This window comes from Fusicatenibacter saccharivorans (assembly GCF_015557635.1).
In the GTDB taxonomy this organism is placed as follows: Bacteria; Bacillota; Clostridia; order Lachnospirales; family Lachnospiraceae; genus Fusicatenibacter; species Fusicatenibacter saccharivorans.
Map to the genome: position 1 here is coordinate 332,246 of NZ_JADNOP010000001.1, position 24,575 is coordinate 356,820.

The window sequence follows — 24,575 nt, forward strand, 5'->3', positions numbered from 1 at the left end:
AAAAACTCCTTTCCTACCAGCCGCTCCCCTGATAATAAAACGCGTTCGCATAGACGCGGATCTCCTCCGGTGTCTCTGCCACGACGTCGAAGCGGCAGGGCACATCCATCGGGATCTGGTGGAGCATGCGGTAGTAATCTGCTGTTTTTGAAATTTTCTTCTGTTTCTTTCCATCCACGGCGCTTGTCGGGTCTCCGGCTGTCCGGCCGGTGCGGTATTTTACTTCGATAAAAATGTATGTGTCGTCCTGTTTTGCGATCAGGTCGATCTCACCGAAGCGGCACCGGAAATTCCGCACCAGGATGTGATATCCCAGGCTTTCCAGATATTCTGCCGCACGGCTCTCCTGTCTCGTTCCTACTTCCCGCTGATTCAAATGCGATACCCTCTCCTTTTTTGATGCGGTGCCTTTACACGAAATGGCCGATAAACGACTGCCGGTGGATCGGTGACGGGCCGATTTCTTTTAAAGCAGCGATATGCTCTGCCGAACCGTAGCCCTTGTTCGATGCAAAACCGTAGCCCGGAAGCACCTTGTCGTACTCTTCCATCAGGCGGTCCCTTGTCACCTTCGCAACAATACTTGCCGCCGCAATCGAAACACTCTTGGCATCTCCCTTGATGATCGGCACCTGGCGGATGTCCACCTGCGGGATTTTCACCGCATCGTTTAAGAGCACATCCGGCTTCACGGAAAGCTTGCTGATCGCCTCCCGCATCGCCTCGTACGTTGCCTGTAAAATATTGATCTCGTCGATCCGCGCCGGGGAGGCATAGCCGATGCCGACGGCCACTGCCTCGCGCATGATCACATCGTACAGCTCGTCGCGTTTTTTGGCCGTCAGCTGCTTGGAATCGTTCAGATACAGGATTTTACTGTCGCGCGGCAGAATGACCGCACCTGCGACCACAGGGCCCGCCAGAGGGCCTCTTCCGACCTCGTCGATGCCGCAGATCCAGCCAAGATCCTCATATTTGTGCTCGTAGATCTTCATCTGTTCCGTGCGCTCGCGCTCTTTTTTTAAGGCCTCTTCCTGTTTCTGGTATTTTTGAATCAGATTTTGTACGCCGGCACGGGAATCCTCTTCATATTCCAGATAAAGGGCGGGCAGCTCCGTCTCCGAAGCTGCCGCAAAAATTTCCCGTATGGCGGATATCGATTGTTTTTTCTCTGTCATCGTTGTTCTCCGCATTTTTTATTTTGATAAATCCATTTATTCCGGTTTTTCCAGCGTGATTCTGCCGAGCTTTCCGCTCCGGAAATCATCCATCAGAAGCCGTGCTGCTTTTTCGTAATCGAGCTCATTTCCCTTTTTCAGGCAGCCGCGCACACGCGCAATCTCACCCAGGATTTCCACACGATCCGTCATGCCTTCAAAGCCAAAGCGTTTCTCCAGCGTTCCCGGATACTCTGCCGTCAGATAATCGATGACGGACAGCGCCAGCTCCTCCACGTTCAGGATCTCATCGTTGATGGAACCGATCATCGCAAGATGCAGTCCCACCTGCTGGTCCTCAAACTTCGGCCACAGGATACCAGGTGTGTCCAGAAGCTCCAGCTGTTTGCTCAGACGGATCCATTGTTTTCCCTTCGTGACGCCCGGTTTGTTTCCGGTTTTCGCACAGGCTCTGCCCGCATACGCATTGATAAATGTCGATTTTCCGACGTTCGGAATACCGACAACCATCGCGCGGACCGGACGGTTCAGGATGCCGCGTTTGCGGTCGCGCTCGATTTTCTCTTTGCAGGCCTCCTGTACGGCGCTGTTAATCGCTTTCATGCCGGCTCCGGAACGGGAATTGACCTTCACAACAGAATATCCCTTTCCCTTGAAATATTCCATCCAGGCATCGTTTCCGCGCTCATCGGCAAGGTCCGATTTGTTCAGCAGGATCAGCCGTGCTTTGTTCTTTCCAAGTTCATCTATATCCGGGTTGCGGCTCGCTGCAGGAACTCTCGCATCGACCAGCTCAATCATCAGGTCGATGAGCTTTAAGTCTTCCTGCATCTGTCTGCGGGCCTTCGTCATATGACCCGGGTACCACTGATAATTCATGTTTCTTCTCCTTCTATGCTGCGTTTACACGAAACCGATTTTCTTCCACGGCGAAATCGTAAACCAGAGCTTTCCGACAATGCGGTCCGAATCCACGAGTCCCATGCCGTTGTGGCGGCTGTCCTCGCTGTTGTTCCGGTTGTCGCCGAGCACAAAGTACTGTCCCTTCCCGACCGTGATCGGCTCGGAGGCAAGTCCCGCGTTTGTGATGGCCGGAAATTCATCTTTTTCATTATAGACTTCCCCGTTGATGAGGATCTGTCCGTCTTTGATCTGTACCGTCTCGCCCGGCAACGCAATCACACGCTTGATGTGGATGCTCGCCTTCTTGTCCTCACTCGTCCGGAACGCGATGATATCCCCGCGTTTCGGAGAACTTAAGCGGTACCAGGCGGAGTCCATCAGCACACGCTCCCCCGGCACGAGAGTCGGCTCCATCGAGCCCTCCTGCACCACGACACTTCTGCAGAAAAACCAGGAAAATGCCGCCGCAAGAAGAATCGCTGCGATGATTTCCAGATTCCATACAAACATGGAACGGATCTTTTTCTTGTAGAAATATTCTTTTACATATCTGGTATTCATACCCATAGTGTAATTCTCCGTAAGACAAAACCGGAGAAACACAATTGCTCATGTTCCTCCGGCCATCCTTTTAACGACTTATTATTTTACCAGCTCTTTCACTTTCGCTGCTTTACCAACACGGTCTCTTAAGTAGTTCAGTTTCGCACGTCTTACTTTACCACGTCTGATAACTTCTACTTTCTCAACGTTCGGAGAGTGTACCGGCCATGTTTTCTCAACGCCTACGCCGTTAGAGCTCTTACGAACAGTGAAGGTCTCTTTGCTTCCGCCGCCCTGTCTTTTCAGGACAACGCCTTCGAATACCTGGATACGCTCGCGGTTACCCTCTTTGATTTTACCGTAAACTTTAACGGTATCACCAACGCGGAACTCCGGTGCTTCTGCTTTTAACTGTGCATCTTCGATTTTCTTAATAATGTCGTTCATTTCTTTATCTCCTTTTTTTACCCTGGATGTTCTTAATGCCTTTTTGCAACAGCGGACCATCTCTTTACTCACAACAAGTTACATTATACTATAATGCATCCGCAGATGCAAGTATTTTTTTCACTTTCCATTCGCCGCTGTACAGCAGACTGCGAAGCGCGAAAGAAAACCGCTGCAGGCCGTCCGCGGACGGTATGCCGGTAAGCCGTGCGACCAGACGGAAACCGTTTTTTTCCAGCTGCTCTTCGAGTTTTTCTTCCTCTTCTGAGAATCCGTCCGGGCACAAAAACACCAGCGGTGTTTCTTTTCCGGCAAAGCTGCGGATATACTCGCTCTTTGCTTTCATACCCTCCTCAAGCGTTCCCGGAAGCTGCAGAATCAGCAGATCATGGTCATCAAACAGATTTTTCTGTTTCCGGATCTTCTTTCGTCCGAGATCAAGGCTTACACCATAGCGTGTCATGCCTGCCAAAAGATCGTGCGCCCAGGCAGACGATTCCTCTTTTTCATTGCATGCGCAGGAAATCTGGAATGCATTTTCCAGAAGGTCCGGCCGCCGCTCGGCTGTCCGCACCAGGGATGCCTCATGACGCCACGCTTCGATCTTTTTGTGGTCACCGGAAAGAAGCACCTCCGGAACTTTTTTCTCGTGCCATGTCTCCGGTCTTGTGTAATGCGGATACTCAAGCAAGTTGTCCTGCAGCGACTCAAACTGCGAAGATTCCTCGTTGCTTAAGACACCCGGCACAAACCGCGATACCGCATCCACCAGCACCATTGCACCGAGTTCTCCGCCTGTTAAAACATAATCCCCGATCGAGATATAGTCCGTTACCACTTCCTGCAGTACGCGGTCATCGATGCCCTCATAGTGGCCACAGAGCAGCACAAGATCGTCCTCAAGCGCCAGCTCTTCCACCATCGTCTGGTTCAGTACTTTTCCCTGCGGTGTCAGATAGACCGTGCGCGGCTTTTTCCCGATCTTTTCGGCTACCGACTGGTAGGCGCGGAACACCGGCTCCGCCTCCATGACCATGCCCGCACCGCCGCCGTACGGGTAATCGTCCACGCGGTTGAATTTATTTGCTGAAAAATCCCGGATATTCGTCGTCTCGAGGGAAATATAGCCGTTGTTGATGGCTCTTCCGAGGATGCTGGTGTGCAGCCCCTGCTCGATCATCTCCGGAAACAGCGTCAGAATATGATATTTCATCGTTCTTTACTCTCTTTATCAGTCAATCAGGCCCGGAAGAAGGTGAATCGTCATCTTCTGTTCATCCAGGTCCACATCCAGAATGCAGTCATGGATCGCCGGAATCAGAACCTCTCCGTGCTCTTTCGAATCTACAATATAGACGTCGTTCGCACCGGTCTCCATCACATCGCGGAGCGTGCCGAACAGTTCGCCGTCCTCGGTGTACATCTGCATTCCCTGCAGGTCTGCGATATAGTATTCGTCCTCTTCCAGCGGAATGGCATCCTCTCTCGTCACATAGAGGCTGCAGCCTTTATACCGTTCGATATCGTTGATGTTGTCAATTCCTTTGAATTTTACAATGGCAAGCTGTTTGAAAAAACGCACGCCAGTTACATGGAGTTCTTTTTTTTCTTTTCCTGTATCGAGAAAAACGCGGTCCAGAGAAAGAAAACGCTCCGGATCTGTCGTCGGGTATACCTTTACCTCACCGCGTACGCCGTGGGTTGTGGTAATTACGCCAATCTGCAAATATTCTTCCATTCAAAAACCCTTTCCAACCAGTTCTACTGTGTATTGCGGCTTGAGAAACACGCTTTGCGAGTTTCTCAAGTTATCGCGGCAGTCGCCAAGGTCCCGTGCAAGCACGGACTTTGTCTCGTTGCCCGCGTAAAGAAAGGAACCGGCAACAACTGTCGGTTCCTTTTCCTATCTTTTACTTACTGTAAAATTTCTACGACAACTTTTCTGTCGCTCTTTGAGGAAGCTGCTTTTACAACCGTACGGATTGCTTTCGCAATGCGTCCCTGACGTCCGATGACTTTTCCCATATCTGACGGATCTACTTTGAGTTCCAGCAGAAGGTCATCACCGCTGACGGTTTCTGTCACAACTACCTCAGATGGATGATCAACCAGAGATTTTGCAATTACTTCGATAAGTTCTTTCATTACAAGATACCCCCGTATGAATTATTTCTCGATACCAGCCTGTTTTAAGAGTTTGGCAACGATTTCGGTCGGCTGTGCGCCGTTAGCCAGCCATTTTTTAGCAGCCTCCTCGTTGAAGCTGATTGCGCTCGGCTTGCGGTTCGGATCGTAAGTTCCGATCTCCTCGATGAAACGTCCGTCTCTTGGGGATCTGGAATCTGCTACAACGATTCTATAAAAAGGAGCTTTCTTCTGTCCCATTCTTCTTAATCTCATTTTTACTGCCATTTTTCTTTACCTCCATTGTAAATTCATGTATTTATTTATATTTTTTCTTTTATGCTAAAAGGGAAGTTTGAATCCTCCTCTTTTACCACCCTTACCGACCATTCCGGTCATCTGTTTCATCATTTTTCTTGACTGTTCAAACTGTTTGATGAAACGGTTTACCTCCGCGATGTCAACACCGGCGCCTTTTGCAATTCTCTGCTTTCTCGACGGATTGATGAGATCCGGGTTTTCTCTTTCCTTTGGCGTCATAGAAAGTACAATAGCTTCCTTTCTTGCCATGTCTTTTTCATCCACCATGCTCTCAAGATCCTGGCCCTTCATTTTCGCGCCGACGCCCGGAAGCATATTCAGGATGCTGGAGATGCCGCCCATATTGCGCATCTGCTCCATGGAATCCAGATAATCGTTGAAGTCGAACTGCGCCTTCTTCATCTTCTGTTCCATGGCTTTTGCTTTTTCTTCGTCGATGTTTGCCTGTGCTTTTTCAATCAGGCTCATCACATCGCCCATGCCGAGAATGCGGGACGCCATACGGTCCGGATAAAACTGTTCCAGATCCGAAAGCTTTTCGCCCATGCCGACATAGAGAATCGGTTTGCCGGAAACTGCGCGGATCGAAAGTGCCGCACCGCCTCTGGTGTCACCATCTAATTTTGTAAGTACTACGCCGTCGATGCCGACTTTATTGTTGAACATCTCGGACACATTGACTGCGTCCTGTCCGGTCATAGCATCTACTACCAAAAGGGTCTGATCCACAGGAACAGCCGCTTTGATATCCTGTAACTCCTGCATCATCTCTTCGTCGATGTGCAGACGGCCTGCCGTATCCAGAATCAATACATTGAAGCCGTTTGTCTTTGCATGCACCAGCGCTGCCTTTGCGATATCCACCGGACGGTTTTTATCTCCCATGGCGAACACTTCCACGCCCTGCTTTTCTCCATTGACCTGCAGCTGTTTGATCGCTGCCGGGCGATAGACGTCACAGGCGGCAAGGAGAGGTTTTCTTCCCTTTGCTTTTAACTTTCCTGCAATTTTTGCGGTTGTGGTTGTTTTACCGGCTCCCTGAAGACCTGCCATCATGATGATGGTAACTTCGCTTGCCGGGCGCAGTGCAATCTCCGTTGTCTCGGAGCCCATCAGCTTAACCAGCTCGTCATTTACGATTTTAATGACCATCTGTCCCGGGTTCAGTCCGTTCATGACGTCCTGTCCGACTGCCTGCTCCTGTACGGATTTGATAAACTGTTTTACTACTTTGAAGCTGACATCCGCCTCGAGAAGTGCCATTTTAACTTCCTTCAGCGCAGTCTTTACATCCGCCTCGGTAAGACGGCCCTTGCTTCTGAGATTTTTGAAAACATTCTGGAGTTTCTCGGTTAAACTTTCAAATGCCATGCTCAAAGCTCCTCTAATATATCCGATGCAATTGCCGCAATCCGCTGCATCACATCTTCTTTCGGGGTATCACCGGATGGGTCTGTCAGCTTTCGGATCTCGTTCACATTTTCCCTGATCTGTACAAAGCGTTGTACCAGATGAAGCTTTTCTTCATACTCTTCCAGTGTCTTGTTGCAGCGTCTGACCAGATCGTGGACTCCCTGGCGGGAAATGCCCCGCGCTGCCGCAACCTCGCTCAGGGAAAAATCGTTGAGCACCACGTCTTCGTATACCTGACGCTGATGTTCAGTCAGAAGTTCGCCGTAAAAATCATACAGTAATGTCTGTTCCAATATTTTTTCCATTGCGATCACCTTGGTTATCATACACGAAATGATGCTGGGTGTCAAGTATTTTTTCTTGACAGTTTTAAAATTTTTCTGATCCGTTTCAAAAGCCGCAGAAAAGGCGCATTTTCCGCGTTTTTTCGCAGAAAACACGCCCCTTATAAAGACTTTTGTATACCTACTGCAGCTCCGCAATCCTCGTCACAGCCACATAAATCGACTGGATTTTGTACCACGTCGGATAATCCACAATGCCGGAAACCGGCAGGCCGAACAGCCGCTGGAACGCTTCGACGGCGTCCTGCGTCTCTTCATCGAAATAGCCATTTTCATAGACCGTCGGAATCGATGAATACACCTCCGCAATCACGTTCAGCTGCTCCTGCATCTGCAGTACCTTGTTCCCGGACGAGCCGATGGTGAGGTCATACCCCGGCCAGGAGGACGGGATGCCGGAAATCTCCTCCGCCGTGTTGATATACATATTGTCTCCATAATAATTGCGGAGAATCTGAATCGTTGAATACCCTTGGTCCGCCAGGTTTTTGGACCCCCACTGGCTCATCCAGTTCGGGCAGCTCACACGGTTTCCGTCACAGTACTGCGTCAGAATCGGTTGTTTCACATTCGGGCGCGACAGGTAATCGGCAAAAATCTCATCGACCACAAGGGAAATGCTGTCGAAAATATTTCTGCCGTAAATCCATTTGTGATCGTAGGCTGTCGACGAAGTGATCGTAAAATCGTATCCCTTGTTGCGGTACCATTCTGTATAGACACGGTTCAGCGTAAATGACATGATTGCGAGGATATTCGCCCGGATCGCCGCATCCGGCCATGTTGCATAGATTTCCGAGCACGCCACGTTTTTGATGTAGTCGCGGTACCGCACATAATAGTCGCGCGCCGTGCTGTCGGTCGGCGCTCCGTCGTGGACAACGACATACTCCGGGATCACGACGCGGGACAGCACAATCTCACCGCTCTCCCACGTCGGCTTGATCTCACTTTCCGGAATTTTCGCCGGATATTCGCCGAACAACGTATGGTCCGGGATCGTCACATCCGCAAACGCTGCGCCCTCTGCCGGTCCGAGGTCCACCTGCTGGACGGACTGTTCTCCTGAAAGAAGCTCGGAGCCCGTCACTTCAACCGGTTCATACCCTTCCGCCTCCACTTTCACCGTATATTCGGAATACGGCTGATTCACATTCGGTTCCAGACTGTACTCGAGCGGCGGCGTCGCCAGATCCAGCGTCTCCGTTCTGCCGTCCCCGTCGGTAATCAGCTCCTCGATCACATTCTGCGGATCTCCCGTATACGAAACCGTCACCCGCGCCCCGGAAACAGGCCGCGCCTGGATTCTTGCATTTACCCGGATTTCCAGCCGCCCGCGGTCAGTCATTTCCTGCTGCATACGCAAATTTTTCATAAAAAAGCCCCATATCCTGCACTCCTTTTATGGTATGCAGAATATGAGGCTTTGTTGCTTTTCACTTTTCGATTTACAGGATCCGCTGGACGTCGTGGATCATGACGTAGACCATCAACGCCATCAGAAGCACCAGGCCCGCGAAGTGAACCATACCCTCCAGGTCTCGCCGGATTGGTTTTCTGCGGATGGCTTCTATGATCAGAAAGACAAGCCGTCCGCCGTCGAGTGCCGGGAGCGGCAGCAGGTTCATGACGCCAAGGTTCGATGACAGCAGAATCACCATGTTCAGCATCGTCATCACCGTAACCAGAACGCCCTGCGATTTTACATCATCATAGGCGGTTCCGATCGCATCCACCACGCCGACCGGGCCGGAAAGATCGTTCACGGAATACTGTCCGGTGATCAGCATACCGACGCTGTCAATGACGGTGCGCACCCAGTATTTGATCTCCAGCACGCTGTATTTCAGCACGCCGATCGGGGACTGTTTCTCCCGGAGCTGATACGAAAACTGTACATTCGCATACATGTTTTCAACCGGTGTCACCGTAATCTCTTTCGTCTTTCCGCTGTGCTCATACTCCAGCGTCACAGCGCTTCCATCGAAAGGATGCTCTGTCTGGTAAGCAGTAAAATCTGCCACACAGGTGATCGGCGCTCCGTTGATCGATACGAGCAGGTCGCCCGCGACAACACCCGCAGCGGCAAGCGGCATATTCTGCTGCACATACGTGAATTCCATGCCGCGGTCGCAGTCATCGTAGTTGAAGCCCATCATATACCGCGTTGTCACCGTCGGTTCATATGTGATCGTTTTCTTTTCCCCGTCGGCCTTTTTAACCTCCAGCGTAATCTCATCCGTCGGCACGCCCTGTACCGTCATCACAGAGTTCAGCTCTTTTCCGATGGAAATATGTCTTCCCTCATAGGAAGTGATGATATCTCCCGCTTCCAGGCCTGCCTCTGCCTCCGGCGAACCGTCTGCCACTTCTGTGACGCGCGCCGGGGAACTTCCCGCGTAACTGATCACAAAGATTGCGCAGAAAAATGCCAGAATCATGTTGAACACCGGTCCCGCCACAACGACGGAAATTCTTGCCCACACGGATTTGCTGTTAAAGGTTCCTTCCCCCTCCTCTTCACCGTCCTCGCCGAGCATCTGGCACGCACCGCCGAAAGGCAGAAGTTTTAAGGAATAGATCGTTCCTCCTTTTTCTGTCTTTACCACCGTCGGGCCAAAGCCGATCGAAAATTCCGTCACGGTAATACCATTCGCTTTCGCCAGAAGAAAGTGCCCCAGCTCATGGATAATGACGGTGATTCCGAAAATGAGTACGGCTATCAGGATTTTTACAATCATGCTGTCTTATTCTCCCATCTTATATCTGTTCGCAATCCATTCATACGTCTCCTGCTCCGCCGCGAGAATCTGCTCCAGCGTCGGATCGGCAATCGTTTTGTGTGCTTCCATTGCACCGGCGATCACGTCGTAAATCTCGAGGAAACGGATCTTCTTCGCGAGGAACAGTGCAACGGCGCGTTCATTTGCCGCATTGAAGACCGTCGGCATGGAGCCGCCCGTCCGGGACGCCTTCATTGCCATCGGAAGGCCGAGGAAGGTATCCATATCCGGTTTTTCAAACGTGATCTGTGTCAGCGCCGCAAAGTCGAGGCGGTCGCCTGCAAGGAAGCGGCGCTCCGGGTAATACAGTGCGTACTGGATCGGCAGTTTCATATCCGGTGTGCCAAGCTGTGCCATGACAGCGCCGTCTTTAAATTCTACCATGGAATGGATAATGCTCTTTGGCTGTACCACAACCTGGATGTGGTCGAGATCAACACCGAACAGCCATTTTGCTTCCATGACTTCCAGTCCTTTGTTAACGAGTGTCGCGGAATCAATCGTGATCTTGTGCCCCATCGACCAGTTCGGATGACGGAGCGCCTGCTCTACCGTTACGTTTTCGAGCTCCGCTCTTGTTTTTCCGCGGAACGGACCGCCGGATGCAGTAATCAGAAGTTTTTCAATTTCTTTTCTGTTTTCCCCGTGCAGGCACTGGAAAATCGCCGAGTGCTCGCTGTCCACCGGAAGGATCTGCACACCGCATTCCTCTGCCAGCGGCATAATAATGTGTCCCGCCGTTACCAGTGTCTCTTTGTTTGCCAGTGCAATGTCTTTTCCTGCCTTCATCGCCGCAACCGTCGGGCGGATGCCGATCATGCCGACGATCGCTGTCACAAGGATTTCGCTCTCCGGCATCGTGGCAAGCTCGATCATGCCGTCCATGCCGCTGCCGATTTTTACAGGAAGATCCTTCACTCTGTCACGGAGTTCTGCCGCTTTCGCCTCATCGCCAACTGCCGCAAACTTCGGATGAAATTCCCGGATCTGCTGCTCGAGCAGTGTAATATTGCTTCCGGCACTGATGCCGACCACCTCAAGATCGCCGTTGGCACGCACGACATCGAGGGTCTGGGTTCCGATCGAACCGGTTGAACCAAGAATTGCTATTTTCTTCATATTCCAGTTTCTCCCATCTGCTTCCCGTTTATGCTGTAGGGGAAGCTTTTTTAATGAATCAGAAGCACCGACAGGAAATAGATGATCGGTGCGGTAAAGATCACGCTGTCGAAGCGGTCGAGAATACCGCCGTGGCCCGGAATCAGCTTTCCGTAATCCTTGATGCCCTGATTTCGTTTGATTGCGGATGCCGCAAGGTCTCCGACCATGGAGATCAGCGCGCCGACACCGCAGATGATGGCGTATTCCACCATGCCGCCCTTTGTCGCAGCCGCATAGATGATGCCGAGCAGAATCGCTCCGACAACACCGCCGACAGCCCCTTCTACGGATTTTTTCGGGCTTAAAACCGGTGCCATTTTATGTTTTCCAAAGAGTACGCCGACACAGTATGCACACGTATCGCAGCCCCAGGAGCACAGGAAAATCAGCCATACATGGAATTTTCCGCCGTCCAGCATACGGGTCTGATATACATAGGAAAGCATTACGCCGACATAGACAACCGCAAAGAACGCCGGCATCACCTGATTGGCGTTGTATTTCGGATAAGTAAATACGTATACTGCCATCAGAAGCACGAGATCCAGGATCAGCGCGAGCATCTGGTACATCGGGTCATGAAGCAGCAGGGACAGATAGAAAATCACAACGCCCGCATAGCCCGTAATTTCCAACAGATTCCATTTATCTTCTCTTACCTTCATCGCGCGGAACAGCTCTCCTGCGCCAATCAGCGACAGGCACAGAACCGTCATATAAAGCACGGTTCCGCCGCTGCAGATCGTAAGCAGCGCCACAAGGACGAGCACGATGCCGCTTAACAGTCTTGTCTTAAACATCTTTTTTATTCCTCCTTCACGCCGCCGTAACGCCGGTCTCTGTTATTATATTGTTCGATGGCTTTTCTCAATTCCTCTTCGTGGAAATCCGGCCACGGAACCTCGGTAAAGTAAAATTCCGTGTAGGCCAGCTGCCACATCAGGTAGTTGGAAAGGCGCTGCTCGCCGCTTGTACGGATCAGAAGATCTGGATCCGGGATTCCAGCGGTGTCGAGGTAGCTCTCAAAACACTGCTCCGTCAGTTTTCCGTTCTCATCAAACGCATTCTCTGCGAGAGTTCCGTTTTTCACATCCTCGATCATGCGGGTCATGCCGCGCAGGATCTCATCGCGGGAACCGTAGTTCATTGCGATCTGGAAGTACATGTGATCGTAATCTTTGGAGCACTCCTCCAGTTCATGAATGCTGTCCTGAATATCCTGCGGGAATGCGCTCGGATCTCCGATGATTTTGACGCGCATCTGATTTTTATGTGCTTTTTTGATGCATCGTTTCAGATACTGGCGGAACAGCTTTAAGAGGCCCTCCACCTCGGCGCGGGAGCGTTTCCAGTTCTCGGTTGAGAACGCATAGACGGTCAGATATTTGACACCCATGTCTTTAATCACGTCACACATTTTTTCCAGATTGTCGCATCCGACGATATGGCCGTAGCCGCGCGGCATATTGCGTTTTTTCGCCCATCTGCCGTTTCCGTCCAGGATGATGGCGATGTGATTCGGCACTTTTAATTCATTATCCATACTTTTTTCCTCCGTAAACGATAACAGGCTGCCTGCAAATGACAGGCAGCCCCTCGTTTTCTTTGTATTACACGGTCATAATTTCTTTGGATTTTACGTCCACCATCTGATCTACTTCTTTGATATATTTGTCTGTTAATTTCTGGGTCTGCTCCTCGAGCTCTTTGATTTCGTCCTCGGAAACGTCCTCTTTGGCAAGTTTCTTGAACGCATCATTGGCATCGCGGCGGATGTTGCGGATGGCTACCTTTGCGCCCTCTGCTTTTTTCTTTACCTCTTTTACCAGCTCTTTACGACGGTCCTCGGTAAGCTCCGGGAATACCAGACGGATGACTCTTCCGTCATCGGACGGGTTGATGCCAAGGTCAGACATCATGATCGCTTTCTCGATCTCTTTTACCAGGGATGCTTCCCACGGCTGGATCTGGATCATACGTGCTTCCGGAACAGAGATGTTTGCCACCTGCTGCAGCGGAGTCGGTGTTCCATAGTAATCTACAGTAATGCGGTCCAGTACGTGCGGGTTTGCACGGCCTGCGCGGATGGTTCCGAATTCGGAATCGAGGCTTGCAATGGATTTGCCCATTTTTACCTCAAACGGTTTTACTCTCTCGTCGATCTGATTTGCCATATTAAATTTGTCCTCCTGCTATCTCTTATACGGTCACAGTTCTGCGAACTGTGACATTCGCAGCTCTCATTTAAAGTTTTGCTTCGCAAAAGGAGAGCTGCTCACACCTGAATCATTTTCTTACGCAGTAAAACAGCAAGTGTTTTACTGCTGAATTTTTATTAATTATACCGTTACTCTTGTGCCGTTAATTTTTCCGTTTGCAGCATTTACAATGCTGTTCTCTTCATTTAAACCAAATACCAGCATCGGCATTTTGTTTTCCTTGCAAAGGATGGATGCGGTCATATCTACCACTTTCAGATCCTTTTCAATGACTTCCTGAATGGAAATCTCGTCAAATTTCTTTGCATCCGGGTTTGTTTTCGGATCGCTGTCGTAGACACCGTCTACTGCTTTTGCAAGCAGAATCTCGTCTGCCTCGATCTCAATCGCGCGAAGTACGGTTGCCGTATCGGTTGAGAAATATGGATGGCCTGTACCGCCGGCAAAGAATACAACCATGTTGTGCTGGAAATATTTGTTTGCACGGTCTTTGGAAAATCCTTTTGTGAACTCTCCGCATGGAAATGGAGTCAGAACTGCGGTCATCATTCCCTGGGAACGGAAGATTTCTGATACATAGATACAGTTCATAACGGTTGCCAGCATACCGATCTGGTCTGCTTTGGTACGGTCGATATTTTCGGAACTGCGTCCTCTCCAGAAGTTTCCTCCTCCGATTACGATGCCGACTTCAATCCCCTGGTCTACCAGAGTTTTTACCTGTTTTGCCACTTTTGTGACGGTCGGCTCGTCAAAACCGGTGTGTTTCTCTCCTGCAAGAGCTTCTCCGCTCAATTTCAGTAATACTCGTCGTTTCATCTTGCATCCTCGTTCCTTTATGATATTTTTTCACAAATGTCTTGCATTTATGAAATGATTATACCATCTGTTCCCAAAAACGACAAGGGCAAAATTCGTTTGTGTTCCGCAGATTGTCTGCCGCTGCGAGAATCCGTCTCCACTGCAGATATTCCGTCGGCGTCCGGTGCAGATACGCTTTGAAAATCCGCTGACATTCCCGTGGAGAGAGGTGAACGCTTGCGGCGATTTCTTTTAAAGTGAGCGGCTCCGTCAGATGGTTTTCCACCCAGGACATCATCTCTTTGATGTGCATTTATACTCTTCGCCCTGTTTCTCGTCCCGTCGATCGGATACCGCGCCGGCTGCTTCTGCGAACCGACGACCTGGATCATCTGTTGTGTGGTAATCTGTATTTTTACATTCACCATTCGAAAAGAATTCCGCGATACGGCGGCATAAAAACCATAAAAAAATCTCTGTCGGAAGTTCAGACTCCTGACAGAGATTTTTTATAGATTCATTTTAGATCTGCGCTACGACAAAGATATCATAAATTGCTTTGATTGCTGTTTCAAAGTCGCGGTTTTCAACGCCAATGATGATGTTGAGCTCGCTGGAACCCTGATCGATCATCTTAACGTTGACGTGTGCATGCGCCAGTGCAGAGAAAATCCTTCCGGCTGTGCCTCTCGTTCTTCTCATGCCGCGGCCTACAACAGCGATCAGCGCCAGATCGGATTCAAGATCAATAGAATCCGGCTGTACGGCACGATGCAGTCCTGCGATAACCTGCTGTTCTTTTGCTGCAAACTCACTCTGATGAACAAATACCGTCATGGTATCGATGCCGGACGGCATATGCTCAAAGGAAAGATTGTTGTCCTCAAAAACACCGAGCACTTTTCTGCCAAAGCCGATCTCGGTATTCATCATGCTCTTCTCAACCGTGATGGATGCAAAGCCTTTCTTTCCGGCGATACCGGTGATGGTGAATTTCGGTTTGCTGCAGGTATTCTCCACGATCATGGTTCCCGGATCCTGCGGTGCGTTGGTGTTCAGCACGTGGATCGGGATTCCCTCCTGACGGAGTGGGAAGATGGAGTCCTCATGAAGGACGGTAGCTCCCATGTAGGAAAGCTCACGCAGCTCACGGTAGGTAATGGTGGAAATGACTTCCGGATCCTTGACGATACGCGGATCGGTTACCAGGAAACCGGAAACATCGGTCCAGTTCTCGTAGATGTCAGCGTGTACGGCCTTTGCCACGATGGAACCAGTGATATCGGATCCGCCGCGGGAGAAGGTTTTTACGCTTCCGTCCGGTTTTGCGCCGTAGAATCCAGGAACGACTGCGTTATCCAGATCTTTTAAACGCTCGGAGAGCACTTCGTCAGTCTTGTCTGCAAGGAAGTTTCCGTTCTCATCGAAGCAGATCACTTCTGCAGAATCAATATACGTATATCCCAGATAATTTGCCATCACGATACCGTTCAGGTACTCTCCGCGGGATGCGGCGTAGTCCTCTCCGGCTGCTGCGGCAAAGTTTTCTGCGATTTTTTCAAATTCCGGGGAAAGATCCAGGCTGAGGTTCAGACCGTCGATGATCTCCTGATATCTCGCTTTGATGTTCTGCAGTTTCTTCTTGAAATCTCTTCCAGCAACTGCAGTGCGATAGCAGTCATACAGCATATCGGTTACTTTCGTATCAGCAGAATTTCGTTTTCCAGGAGCGGAAGGTACCACGTATCTTCTTCCCTCATCTGCGCGGATGATGTCTCCGACCTTCTTAAACTGCTCTGCGCTCGCGAGGGAACTGCCGCCGAATTTTACTACTTTCTTCATAATAATCTCTCCTTGCGTTCTTTTCGGATATCTTTCGAAATCTCGTTTTTCAGCCCGTCACTTTAACGTTAGAAAGCTGTTACGTACTAGATTAGAACAAAATCCCGTATGCGTCAAGAACTTTTTGGGCTGATTTATTCATTCCACAGATAAATTTCCGGTTTTTTCTCCATTTCATAGGAGAATGTCTCTCCAAGCCCGTAAACTGCCTGGCTTAATACGTACTCGCCGTTGTTTGCATAGATTTCGATCATATTCGGATCCACGAAAATCTCAAGAAGATCGCCCTCTTTTAACTGCGGCGTCTCGGCATGAAGCCATCCTTTTGCACCGGATGGATAGACATCCGTGCGGTCTGCGCAGACTTTTCCGCTCTGCCGCCAGATCTTATAGCCGCCGATTTCCAGGCTCTCACCCTCTTTTAATTCGGCGCGGATCATGGCACACTCTCCGCATGCCGAAACGAGGGAATCCGTCTTTTTGCAGAATCCGTCGCGGATGGCAGGCAGAACACGGAAGTAAATATGATCGTTCTGTACATCCACCACACGCGGCAGGCAGAACATGCCTTGCCATATACCATCTACCGGTTCCGGCATCCGAAGCCATGCGATGGAAATCCGGTTTCCGTCCGCATCCGTCATGGTCTGCGGTGCATAGAGGTCACCGCCGCAGTCCAGAAGCTGCCAGTTCTCCGGAAATTTCATTGTGCAGGTTTTTTCATCAAACTCAGGCAGCATACAGATCGCCCGATCCGCATAGCCGTCGGGGTCCTCGATCAGTTCCATCGGGGAGAATACAAAGACGCTGCGTCCGTTTACGTTAAAGAGATCCGGGCACTCCCACATCCAGCCGAGCTTCTGTTTCGTCGTCGCCTGTCCGGCCAGATGCCAGTGGGAAAGATCCTCACTCTTATAGAATAATGCCTCGCCCTTGTGATCCTTCGTCGTGCTTCCAAGCACCATATACCATGCGTCGCTTCCCTTCCAGACTTTCGGGTCACGCGTGTGCGTATTGTCGCCGATTTCCGGATCGGTGAGTGCCGGGATAACAACCTCCTTATCCCCGAAGACATCAAAATGCATACCGTCCTTCGAAGTAAGGTGAAGCTGCGCCGAGGTAAAATCCTGATCAAGGCACTGATGAATATCCTTCGGATTTACCTGATTATAGTGAACACCCGTGTAAAAGAGATGCATCACGCCGTTCTCTTCTACTGCGCTTCCGGAAAAGCAGCCGTTCTGGTCCTCGGAAAGACTCGGGAACAGGGCAACGCCGACATGCTCCCAGTGAATCAGATCCGGACTCACCGCATGGCCCCAGTGCATGGTGCCCCAGCGCGGCGCGTACGGAAAATGCTGATAAAAAAGATGATACTGTCCCTTATAATAAATCATGCCGTTCGGGTCATTCACCCAGTTGCCCGGCGCTTTTACGTGTAATCTGTTTTTCATGTGTTTGATTTCCTTTCTGTCTCTTTCTTGTTGTCTCTGATAAGAAAAGCCGGAAAAAGAAAGCATTTTTAATTCCGCCCTCCTTTGCCCGGCTTGTTCTTGATTTCTATGATTTACTTATTTGACTGCTCCGGCTACGACACCGTTGATGATCTGTTTCTGCAGTGCCACGTACAGAATCAGGATCGGGATGACGCAGAGCAGAAGACCTGCCATGATGGTTCCGTAATCTGCGGAGTAAGTTCCGTAGAAGCTGTAGGTGGAAAGCGGCAGAGTCAGCAGCTTTTTGTCGGTCAGCACCAGGGACGGCAGCAGGAAGTCATTCCAGAATGCCATCGCATTCATGATTACCATGGTGGAAATGATCGGCTTTAACAGCGGGAACACGATGCGGAAGAAGGTCTGGGTGTGGGTACAGCCGTCGATGTAAGCGGCCTCCTCCAGCGCCAGCGGGATACTTCCGCGGATGAATCCGTGGAACATGAACACGGACATCGCCATGGAAAATCCGGTGTGCATGAAGATCAGGGTCAGTCTGTGGTTCAGAATGTTTAAGGTTCCGCCGTATACACTGACAAGCGGGATCATGATTGCCTGGAATGGAATGATCATGGATGCAACCATCAGTGCAAAGATGATATTGGAAAATACGTTGACATTACGCACGATGTAGTAAGCCAGCATAGCTGCGAGTACCGTAACCAGTACGGTTGCTGTTACGGTTACAACCAGAGAGTTCTTGAAGGCATTCAGGAAGTTCATCTGATTGAATGCTTTTACAAAGTTGTCAAACGAAAGACCTTTGATGGTAAACAGCCAGGAGAACGGGCTCTTGATGATATCACGTTTCTGTTTTAAGGAGTTGATGATAACCATGACAAACGGGAACATGAACGCACAGAAAACGATGATCATAAGGAGCATAGCCAGCGCGTCAGTTACTTTTTTCTTTGTTCCGCCAATTTTCTTCTGATTCATTATGCTTCAACCTCCCTCTTCTTGGTGGTGTATACCTGAATACCGCTGATGCAGGCTACAATGATAAACAGGATAAAGGCTTCTGCCTGGCCGACACCGAACTGTCTCGATGTGAATGCTTTCTCATATACGTGCATGGCTGCCATCTCGGTGGTTCCGTACGGAGCACCGCCGGTTAAGGACAGGTTGACATCGTATACCATGAACGCACGGGACAGGGTCAGGAAGAGGCAGATAGTAACGGAGGACATCATCAGCGGAAGGATAATGTTTTTCATTTTTACCCAGCCGGATGCACCGTCGATGCTTGCCGCCTCGAGCACGTCCTCGGAAAGTCCCATAAAGCCGGCGACGTAGATCAGGATCATGTAGCCTGCCAGCTGCCATACTGAAACGAGCACCAGCGCTGCAAATGCTTTGTTCGGGGTAGAAAGCCAGGAAATTTCAAACAGGCTCCATCCTGTGGTCTCACCGATGCTGACGAAAACACGGGAGAATACGAACTGCCAGATGTATCCAAGTACGATACCGCCGATCAGGTTCGGGGTGAAAAATCCGGCGCGGAAGAAGTTCTGACCTTTGATGCCGCGGGTCAGAATATAAGCCAGTAAAAAGGCGATCACATTGACGAGAACAACAACCGCAATGACATATTTAAAGGTTAACAGCAGGGATTTCCAGAACTGCGCGTCGCGCATAACGGCTGCGAAGTTGGAAAGTCCTACAAAGTTTTTCACGCTGGAAACACCGTTCCAGTCGGTTAAGGTCAGGTAAATACCGTAGATAAACGGTACCATGACGACTGCCAGGAAGCAGAACAGGCCCGGCAGCGCAAATACACAGAAATCTTTTCCCTTGTTGCTTGATTTCATTTTCGTTCCTCCTTCATATCCTCCGGCTTACTGCTCATCCCAGTATGCCTGGATGGAATCTATCAGTTCCTCGCGGTCACTTCTTCCGGCCAGATATTTCTGCATTGCCGCACCAAGGACAGACCAGTGATCGTTCGGCACGATCGCAGATGCGTTGAATGCTCCGCCGTTCTGTACTTTTTCGTAAATGTCGCGGCTTAACGGATCGCTTGGCTCGTTCGGGTTGTTTTTAAACGGAGGGATCAGGCTGCAGGTCTTTACAACCATCTGCTGTCCGATCTCACTGTAAACCAGCCAGTTCAGGAACTCTTTTGCTGCTGCTTTCTGCTCGTCGGTAGCCACGATATCATCCAGCATGATCTGTTTGGACGGGGATGCCTGGATTTTGCTGTTGACGAAGTCGTCCGGATCATTGTTCAGGAAGTATGGAAGGAAACCGTACTCGTCGGTCGTCTCGGCTCCTGCCTCCTCAAGGTTCGGCCATGCCCAGTTTCCGTTGAACCAGAAAGCGGTTTTTCCGTCTGCCAGGTCAATTGCCATCTCATCGTAATCTGCGCCGAGTGGATCGCCCTTTGCTACGTTGTACTCTTTTAACAGGTCAAAGGTATTCAGGAACTCGTTCATGCGGGTGTAGTCCGGCAGATATAAGGTTCCGTCCTTCAGCTCGTTGATGACTTCTGCTGCACCGTCGGAGGTTCCGTTGTATGTCTCGTAGATGTACTGCAGCTGGTGTGCTCCAAGGGACCAGTCTTCTTTTGCCATGGAGATCGGATTCTTCATTCCGTTGTCCCGCAGGCTCTGGAGAAGTGCTGCGAAATCGTCCTGGGTTTTGATATCGGATGGATCGAACTCGGTACCTAAGGTATCTTCAATCACGCTCTTGTTGTAGATAATACCGCGGCCCTCGATACAAAGCGGGAAGCTGTAAACCTTTCCGTTGATTTTGGTCAGGTACTCTTCTGCCTCGCCGGTCCATGCTTCATTGCTTAAGTCGGCTGCTTTTTCTTCTGCCAGTGCAATGACATCGGTCGTATCCAGAATGGAAAGTGTCGGCGGGTTTCCGGAGTTGTAGAGGCTGACTACTTTGGTATAAGGAGAATCGCCGTCCGTTACCGGCATGATCTCAATATGTACGCCTGCTTTCTCCTCGAACACTTTTGCAATCTCTTCCAGTGCTGTCTGGATTTCTGCTTTTGTGTTCATGATGACGATACTCGTTCCGGAAAGCGACGTATCGTACTGGAAGGTATCGGTGGTCATGTCGATCGGCACTTCTTCTTTTACTGCGTTCGGGTCATCCGGATCGCTTGCGAAGCCGAAGGTGCATCCGGTCAGTGCAGAAGTAAGAAGCACGCCAGACATTCCAAGAGCTGCCGCCCTGGCACTAAATTTCTTTCTCATCACAATTCCTCCTGTTATCTCTGGACAGCTGGTCCTGTCCTTCGTTTTGTGTAACCGGTCAAGTAACCGGTTACTTTCATTGTCTTTATCATAGCATTGACAGTGGGTTTCGTCAATATTTTCTTTACTTTTCGTGATTTTCCATAATTTTGTTTTTGGCTTTTGTGGAACTTTTACAAAACCGGTTACTTAACCGATTCCCGCTTGTTCCGGCGGGCGAGAAATGTTATACTATCTTCATATATTATTTGTTTTTTTCTGAAAGCTTACATGATTCACGCAACACTTTTGAAGGGAAGGACACTTGAACTTATGGCACGAAAAAAAAATGTAACCTTTAATGATATTGCACAGTACACGCATTTTTCCAAAACAACCATTTCCCGGTATTTCAACAACCCGGATTCCCTGACACCGGAAAATCAGCAGATCATTTCCGATGCACTGGATAAACTGAACTATAAAGAAAACAAAGTGGCAAAAATTCTCGCGAACGGACAGACCGAATTTGTCGGCGTCCTGATCCCGAGTCTCTCCATGAACTACTATTCCGAGATGCTGAATCAGATTCTTGCTTCTTATGAGAAATATGGCTATAAATTCCTCGTCTTCGCCGGAAACGGCCACGACGAGACGGAGCACCGCTACATTCAGGAGCTGATGTCGTACAAAATCGAGGGCCTCATCGTCCTCTCCCATACACTCTCCTCCCGCGAACTCTCCGATCTGCAGATCCCGGTCGTTGCAATTGAGCGCGAAGACCAGTTCGTCAGCAGTGTCAATACAGACAACTACCTCGGCGCGTACGAAGCGACTTCGCTTCTGATTCATAACCACTGTGATGTCCTGATTCATCTGAACTCACCGACCAAAGAAAATGTTCCTGCCTACCGCCGTCTCGCCGGTTTCCAGGATGCCTGTATAAAGGCCGGTGTACCGCACAAGGTTATCATTCGGGATTTTGGACTCTCCTATCAGGAAGCCGCAGCACCGCTGCAGGAAATCTTTGACAACATCGAACAAAAATATGCCGGTCAGAAAAAGGGCATCTTCCTCTCCAACGATGATCATGCCAATATTCTTTTAAATCTTCTGATCCGCAAGTACCATACCCTGCCGAACGATTACGAACTCATCGGCTTCGACGGTGCGCCGATTTCCGAGCAGGCTATCTATCCGATCAGCACTGTCGGCCAGCAGATTGACCAGATTGCAGACGAGGCTGTTTCCCTTCTGGTCTCCCAGATGCAGGAACGGAAAAAACGCCACCCGGTGCCGCTTGCCGAGCCGGTTCACAAGACCGTTCCGCCGCTTCTGATCCGGCGTCAGACGACCACTTGATTTTAAAAGCAGATTTCTATCATAAAAATGTTTTTATCAAAAAAGTGTCATCCACCTGCGGGCTGTGTGCCCTGCAGCTTGTGGATGACACTTTTCTTATCTTCTTACTCTTTTTTAGTTCTGTCCGTAATAAGCATTTGCACCATGCTTACGGTAATAGTGTTTATCCTGCAGCTCCTGCGGTGCCGGCTGGATTCTCGGGTTGATGGTCTCGGCACGGTATGCCATTTTGGCAACCTCTTCGAGGACAACAGCATTGTGAACAGCCTCATGCGCATCTTTGCCCCAGGTGAACGGTCCGTGGTTCTTGCAAAGAACGGCCGGAACGGCTTTTACATCTTTTCCCATCCGTTTGAACTCATTGACGATCAGATGGCCGGTGTTTTCCTCGTATGCCTCGTCAATCTCTTCTTTTGTCAGGCAGCGCAGGCACGGTACTTCACCGTAGATGTAGTCTGCATGGGTTGTTCCGTAGCACGGAATGCTTCTTCCCGCCTGTGCCCAGCTTGTCGCATAGGAGGAATGGGTGTGAACAATGCCGCCGATCTCCGGAAATGCTTTGTACAGCTCCAGATGGGTCGGGGTGTCAGAAGACGGACGGTAGCGTCCTTCTACTTTGTTTCCGTTCAGATCCATGACAACCATATCGTCCGGTGTCAGCAGGTCGTAATCCACGCCGCTTGGTTTGATGACGAACAGACCGCTTTCCCGGTCAATCTCGCTGACATTTCCCCAGGTAAAGGTAACCAGTCCGTATTTTGGAAGAAGCATGTTGGCTTCGTATACTCTTTTTTTCAGTTCTTCTAACATTGTGTTGTCCTTTCTGTCTTTCCCAAACGATGGTTCATTTTAAGCTCTCTACTGCTGCACGCTCAATCGGCAGGCCTTTTTTGTAGCGCTCGGTGAATACTTCAAATCCAGCGACGTCTGCCGGGTCCGGATCCATCTTGGTTCCGGCATTTCCTGCGAAGACTTTTGCATCGAGGTAATCCTCGAGTGTTTCATTCTCTTCTTTGTTGATCATATAAGAAGCCAGCAGTGCGATGCCCCAGGCTCCGCCCTCTCCTGCTGTCTCCATGACGGAAACCGGTGCGTCGATGGCACCTGCGAGGATCTTCTGGCCGACACCTTTTGTCTTGAAGAGACCGCCGTGGCCGAGAATCTGGTCGACCTGCACATGCTCCTCTTTCATCAGGATATCAAGGCCGACTTTCAAGGCGCCAAGGGAAGTAAACAGGTTGACTCTCATAAAGTTTGCCAGATTGAATTTCGCATCCGGAGTACGTGCGAAGACAGGACGGCCCTCGTTGAAGCCGGTTACGTGCTCGCCGGAGAAGTAGTTGTAGGCAAGGAGTCCGCCGCAGTCTGCGTCGCCCTCCAGGGCTTTGTTGTACAGCTTGCCGAACAGATCATTCGTGCTGATTTCCATGCCGAAGGTCTGCGCAAATTCACGGAAGAGATTGACCCATGCATTCAGATCAGAAGTACAGTTCTGGCAGTGCACCATGGCAACCGGATGACCGGACGGGGTTGTTACCATATCGATCTCCGGGTATACTTTGGAAAGGTTCTTCTCCAGAACGATCATAGCAAAAACGGAAGTTCCGGCAGACACGTTTCCGGTTCTGACGCGGACGCTGTTTGTTGCTGCCATACCTGTTCCGGCATCTCCCTCCGGCGGGCAGAGCGGAATGCCTGCTTCCAGATTTCCGGACATGTCGAGAAGTGCGGCACCTTCTTTTGTCAGAACACCGGCATTGTCACCTGCGGTCAGAACGTGCGGCAGAACATCGAGTGCTTTCCATGAATATGCTTTGTCTGCGACTGCCTCGTCAAATTTGGCGATCATGTCGGCAAAGTAAGTGTTGGTTTCAGAATCGATTGGAAAGATTCCAGATGCCTCGCCGACACCAACGACACGCTCGCCGGTCATTTTCCACTGAATGTATCCGGCAAGGGTTGTCACGTAGTCGATATCTGCCACATGCGGCTCACCGTTTAAGATTGCCTGATACAGATGGGCGATAGTCCATCTCTGCGGGATGTGGAATCCGAAAAGATCGGTCAGCTTCTCGCTTGCTTCTTCTGTGATATTGTTTCTCCAGGTGCGGAACGGCACGAGGAGGTTTCCTGCTTTGTCAAATGCCATATAGCCGTGCATCATGGCACTGAAGCCGATGGCTCCGACGCGGGTCAGGGTGATGTCGTATTTTTCTTTAACATCAGCTGCCATTTTGGTATAGGCATCCTGCAGGCCCGTCCAGATGTCCTCGAGGGTGTAGGTCCACACGCCGTTGTCGTAGCGGTTTTCCCACTCGTGATCTCCGGATGCGATCGGGGCGTTGTCTGCGCCGATCAGGACGGCTTTGATTCTGGTTGAGCCGAGCTCAATACCAAGTGCTGTTTTCTGTTCGAGGATTGCTGTTTTTGCATCCATTCCCATTGTTTTT

27 protein-coding genes are annotated in these 24,575 nt (G+C 50.2%); 1 reads left to right on the forward strand and 26 read right to left on the reverse strand.

What is annotated here, in order from left to right:
* Window positions 1-13: 13 nt before the first annotated feature.
* The 24 genes from I2G42_RS01495 to I2G42_RS01610 form a co-directional block, all read right to left on the reverse strand.
* Window positions 14-376, reverse strand: a complete 363-nt coding sequence (locus tag I2G42_RS01495) for a YraN family protein (protein WP_022461514.1) — start codon at window positions 374-376, stop codon at window positions 14-16.
* A gap of 34 nt (window positions 377-410) precedes the next feature.
* Window positions 411-1,178 (reverse strand): ribonuclease HII, encoded by a 768-nt coding sequence (locus tag I2G42_RS01500; protein WP_055266587.1) that lies wholly within the window; start codon window positions 1,176-1,178, stop codon window positions 411-413.
* Between the two features lie 36 nt (window positions 1,179-1,214).
* Window positions 1,215-2,057 (reverse strand): ribosome biogenesis GTPase YlqF, encoded by an 843-nt coding sequence (ylqF, locus tag I2G42_RS01505; RefSeq protein WP_055226467.1) that lies wholly within the window; start codon window positions 2,055-2,057, stop codon window positions 1,215-1,217.
* A gap of 24 nt (window positions 2,058-2,081) precedes the next feature.
* Window positions 2,082-2,642: a signal peptidase I gene (lepB, locus tag I2G42_RS01510; RefSeq protein WP_055218369.1), complete on the reverse strand. Its 561-nt coding sequence runs from the start codon at window positions 2,640-2,642 to the stop codon at window positions 2,082-2,084.
* Window positions 2,643-2,723: 81 nt separating this feature from the next.
* On the reverse strand, window positions 2,724-3,071 hold the full coding sequence (gene rplS / locus I2G42_RS01515) for a 50S ribosomal protein L19 (RefSeq protein ID WP_022461510.1): 348 nt from the start codon (window positions 3,069-3,071) through the stop codon (window positions 2,724-2,726).
* 88 nt (window positions 3,072-3,159) lie between these two features.
* On the reverse strand, window positions 3,160-4,284 hold the full coding sequence (gene trmD / locus I2G42_RS01520) for a tRNA (guanosine(37)-N1)-methyltransferase TrmD (RefSeq protein ID WP_117760368.1): 1,125 nt from the start codon (window positions 4,282-4,284) through the stop codon (window positions 3,160-3,162).
* An 18-nt stretch (window positions 4,285-4,302) separates the two neighbouring features.
* Window positions 4,303-4,809, reverse strand: a complete 507-nt coding sequence (gene rimM, locus I2G42_RS01525; RefSeq protein WP_022461508.1) for a ribosome maturation factor RimM — start codon at window positions 4,807-4,809, stop codon at window positions 4,303-4,305.
* A gap of 176 nt (window positions 4,810-4,985) precedes the next feature.
* Window positions 4,986-5,216 (reverse strand): KH domain-containing protein, encoded by a 231-nt coding sequence (locus tag I2G42_RS01530; protein ID WP_022461507.1) that lies wholly within the window; start codon window positions 5,214-5,216, stop codon window positions 4,986-4,988.
* 21 nt (window positions 5,217-5,237) lie between these two features.
* Window positions 5,238-5,483: a 30S ribosomal protein S16 gene (rpsP, locus tag I2G42_RS01535; protein WP_195530648.1), complete on the reverse strand. Its 246-nt coding sequence runs from the start codon at window positions 5,481-5,483 to the stop codon at window positions 5,238-5,240.
* A gap of 54 nt (window positions 5,484-5,537) precedes the next feature.
* On the reverse strand, window positions 5,538-6,887 hold the full coding sequence (gene ffh / locus I2G42_RS01540; protein WP_022461505.1) for a signal recognition particle protein: 1,350 nt from the start codon (window positions 6,885-6,887) through the stop codon (window positions 5,538-5,540).
* 2 nt (window positions 6,888-6,889) lie between these two features.
* Window positions 6,890-7,234 carry a YlxM family DNA-binding protein gene (gene ylxM, locus I2G42_RS01545; protein ID WP_330377042.1) on the reverse strand — a complete coding sequence of 115 codons (345 nt, stop codon included), beginning with the start codon at window positions 7,232-7,234 and terminating at the stop codon, window positions 6,890-6,892.
* A 160-nt stretch (window positions 7,235-7,394) separates the two neighbouring features.
* Window positions 7,395-8,648 (reverse strand): peptidoglycan-binding protein, encoded by a 1,254-nt coding sequence (locus I2G42_RS01550; RefSeq protein WP_173815689.1) that lies wholly within the window; start codon window positions 8,646-8,648, stop codon window positions 7,395-7,397.
* Window positions 8,649-8,721: 73 nt separating this feature from the next.
* Window positions 8,722-10,014 (reverse strand): RIP metalloprotease RseP, encoded by a 1,293-nt coding sequence (gene rseP / locus I2G42_RS01555; protein WP_173815690.1) that lies wholly within the window; start codon window positions 10,012-10,014, stop codon window positions 8,722-8,724.
* Between the two features lie 6 nt (window positions 10,015-10,020).
* Window positions 10,021-11,175 carry a 1-deoxy-D-xylulose-5-phosphate reductoisomerase gene (locus tag I2G42_RS01560; RefSeq protein WP_173812433.1) on the reverse strand — a complete coding sequence of 385 codons (1,155 nt, stop codon included), beginning with the start codon at window positions 11,173-11,175 and terminating at the stop codon, window positions 10,021-10,023.
* A 50-nt stretch (window positions 11,176-11,225) separates the two neighbouring features.
* Entirely contained in the window at window positions 11,226-12,017 is a 792-nt protein-coding gene (locus I2G42_RS01565) for a phosphatidate cytidylyltransferase (RefSeq protein WP_173815691.1), read from the reverse strand.
* Between the two features lie 5 nt (window positions 12,018-12,022).
* Window positions 12,023-12,760, reverse strand: coding sequence for a polyprenyl diphosphate synthase (gene uppS, locus I2G42_RS01570; RefSeq protein ID WP_022461499.1), 738 nt, complete (start codon window positions 12,758-12,760; stop codon window positions 12,023-12,025).
* 67 nt (window positions 12,761-12,827) lie between these two features.
* A complete protein-coding gene (gene frr, locus I2G42_RS01575; RefSeq protein ID WP_373141022.1) occupies window positions 12,828-13,346 on the reverse strand; it encodes a ribosome recycling factor in 519 nt (172 codons plus the stop codon).
* A gap of 210 nt (window positions 13,347-13,556) precedes the next feature.
* Window positions 13,557-14,255, reverse strand: coding sequence for a UMP kinase (gene pyrH, locus I2G42_RS01580; RefSeq protein WP_022461497.1), 699 nt, complete (start codon window positions 14,253-14,255; stop codon window positions 13,557-13,559).
* 58 nt (window positions 14,256-14,313) lie between these two features.
* Complete coding sequence (locus I2G42_RS01585; protein WP_118594719.1) at window positions 14,314-14,550, reverse strand: helix-turn-helix domain-containing protein; 237 nt, start codon at window positions 14,548-14,550, stop codon at window positions 14,314-14,316.
* 209 nt (window positions 14,551-14,759) lie between these two features.
* On the reverse strand, window positions 14,760-16,079 hold the full coding sequence (locus I2G42_RS01590; RefSeq protein ID WP_117800910.1) for an aspartate kinase: 1,320 nt from the start codon (window positions 16,077-16,079) through the stop codon (window positions 14,760-14,762).
* 134 nt (window positions 16,080-16,213) lie between these two features.
* Entirely contained in the window at window positions 16,214-17,533 is a 1,320-nt protein-coding gene (locus I2G42_RS01595) for a glycoside hydrolase family 32 protein (RefSeq protein ID WP_118594786.1), read from the reverse strand.
* Window positions 17,534-17,650: 117 nt separating this feature from the next.
* The gene (locus tag I2G42_RS01600) at window positions 17,651-18,511 is read right to left on the reverse strand and encodes a carbohydrate ABC transporter permease (protein WP_022461494.1); all 861 of its coding nucleotides are present in this window, start codon (window positions 18,509-18,511) and stop codon (window positions 17,651-17,653) included.
* Window positions 18,511-19,383, reverse strand: coding sequence for a carbohydrate ABC transporter permease (locus I2G42_RS01605; RefSeq protein ID WP_022461493.1), 873 nt, complete (start codon window positions 19,381-19,383; stop codon window positions 18,511-18,513). Before I2G42_RS01605 ends, I2G42_RS01600 begins: the two co-directional genes overlap by 1 nt.
* Window positions 19,384-19,410: 27 nt before the next feature.
* A complete protein-coding gene (locus I2G42_RS01610) occupies window positions 19,411-20,784 on the reverse strand; it encodes an ABC transporter substrate-binding protein (RefSeq protein WP_117760371.1) in 1,374 nt (457 codons plus the stop codon).
* Between the two features lie 312 nt (window positions 20,785-21,096).
* Here I2G42_RS01610 and I2G42_RS01615 point away from each other — a divergent pair, with 312 nt between their 5' ends.
* Entirely contained in the window at window positions 21,097-22,125 is a 1,029-nt protein-coding gene (locus I2G42_RS01615; protein WP_117812866.1) for a LacI family DNA-binding transcriptional regulator, read from the forward strand.
* A gap of 114 nt (window positions 22,126-22,239) precedes the next feature.
* On the opposite strand, the gene I2G42_RS01620 is transcribed toward I2G42_RS01615, so the two are convergent.
* Complete coding sequence (locus I2G42_RS01620) at window positions 22,240-22,935, reverse strand: L-ribulose-5-phosphate 4-epimerase (protein ID WP_022461490.1); 696 nt, start codon at window positions 22,933-22,935, stop codon at window positions 22,240-22,242.
* Between the two features lie 34 nt (window positions 22,936-22,969).
* Window positions 22,970-24,562, reverse strand: a complete 1,593-nt coding sequence (locus tag I2G42_RS01625) for a xylulokinase (RefSeq protein ID WP_334294850.1) — start codon at window positions 24,560-24,562, stop codon at window positions 22,970-22,972.
* Window positions 24,563-24,575 lie beyond the last annotated feature (13 nt).

Coding starts and splice junctions, on each gene's coding strand:
- rpsP (WP_195530648.1), bottom strand. CDS start 5,483: ATGGCAGTAAAAATGAGATTAAGAAGAATGGGACAGAAGAAAGCTCCT.
- I2G42_RS01595 (WP_118594786.1), bottom strand. CDS start 17,533: ATGAAAAACAGATTACACGTAAAAGCGCCGGGCAACTGGGTGAATGAC.
- I2G42_RS01610 (WP_117760371.1), bottom strand. CDS start 20,784: ATGAGAAAGAAATTTAGTGCCAGGGCGGCAGCTCTTGGAATGTCTGGC.
- ffh (WP_022461505.1), bottom strand. CDS start 6,887: ATGGCATTTGAAAGTTTAACCGAGAAACTCCAGAATGTTTTCAAAAAT.
- I2G42_RS01500 (WP_055266587.1), bottom strand. CDS start 1,178: ATGACAGAGAAAAAACAATCGATATCCGCCATACGGGAAATTTTTGCG.
- rplS (WP_022461510.1), bottom strand. CDS start 3,071: ATGAACGACATTATTAAGAAAATCGAAGATGCACAGTTAAAAGCAGAA.
- I2G42_RS01550 (WP_173815689.1), bottom strand. CDS start 8,648: ATGAAAAATTTGCGTATGCAGCAGGAAATGACTGACCGCGGGCGGCTG.
- rseP (WP_173815690.1), bottom strand. CDS start 10,014: ATGATTGTAAAAATCCTGATAGCCGTACTCATTTTCGGAATCACCGTC.
- frr (WP_373141022.1), bottom strand. CDS start 13,346: ATGGGCAAATCCATTGCAAGCCTCGATTCCGAATTCGGAACCATCCGC.
- I2G42_RS01530 (WP_022461507.1), bottom strand. CDS start 5,216: ATGAAAGAACTTATCGAAGTAATTGCAAAATCTCTGGTTGATCATCCA.
- ylqF (WP_055226467.1), bottom strand. CDS start 2,057: ATGAATTATCAGTGGTACCCGGGTCATATGACGAAGGCCCGCAGACAG.
- I2G42_RS01565 (WP_173815691.1), bottom strand. CDS start 12,017: ATGTTTAAGACAAGACTGTTAAGCGGCATCGTGCTCGTCCTTGTGGCG.
- pyrH (WP_022461497.1), bottom strand. CDS start 14,255: ATGAAACGACGAGTATTACTGAAATTGAGCGGAGAAGCTCTTGCAGGA.
- I2G42_RS01600 (WP_022461494.1), bottom strand. CDS start 18,511: ATGAATCAGAAGAAAATTGGCGGAACAAAGAAAAAAGTAACTGACGCG.
- I2G42_RS01585 (WP_118594719.1), bottom strand. CDS start 14,550: ATGCACATCAAAGAGATGATGTCCTGGGTGGAAAACCATCTGACGGAG.
- I2G42_RS01615 (WP_117812866.1), top strand. CDS start 21,097: ATGGCACGAAAAAAAAATGTAACCTTTAATGATATTGCACAGTACACG.
- I2G42_RS01560 (WP_173812433.1), bottom strand. CDS start 11,175: ATGAAGAAAATAGCAATTCTTGGTTCAACCGGTTCGATCGGAACCCAG.
- I2G42_RS01605 (WP_022461493.1), bottom strand. CDS start 19,383: ATGAAATCAAGCAACAAGGGAAAAGATTTCTGTGTATTTGCGCTGCCG.
- lepB (WP_055218369.1), bottom strand. CDS start 2,642: ATGAATACCAGATATGTAAAAGAATATTTCTACAAGAAAAAGATCCGT.
- I2G42_RS01620 (WP_022461490.1), bottom strand. CDS start 22,935: ATGTTAGAAGAACTGAAAAAAAGAGTATACGAAGCCAACATGCTTCTT.
- ylxM (WP_330377042.1), bottom strand. CDS start 7,234: ATGGAAAAAATATTGGAACAGACATTACTGTATGATTTTTACGGCGAA.
- I2G42_RS01590 (WP_117800910.1), bottom strand. CDS start 16,079: ATGAAGAAAGTAGTAAAATTCGGCGGCAGTTCCCTCGCGAGCGCAGAG.
- I2G42_RS01625 (WP_334294850.1), bottom strand. CDS start 24,562: ATGGATGCAAAAACAGCAATCCTCGAACAGAAAACAGCACTTGGTATT.
- uppS (WP_022461499.1), bottom strand. CDS start 12,760: ATGGATAATGAATTAAAAGTGCCGAATCACATCGCCATCATCCTGGAC.
- rimM (WP_022461508.1), bottom strand. CDS start 4,809: ATGGAAGAATATTTGCAGATTGGCGTAATTACCACAACCCACGGCGTA.
- trmD (WP_117760368.1), bottom strand. CDS start 4,284: ATGAAATATCATATTCTGACGCTGTTTCCGGAGATGATCGAGCAGGGG.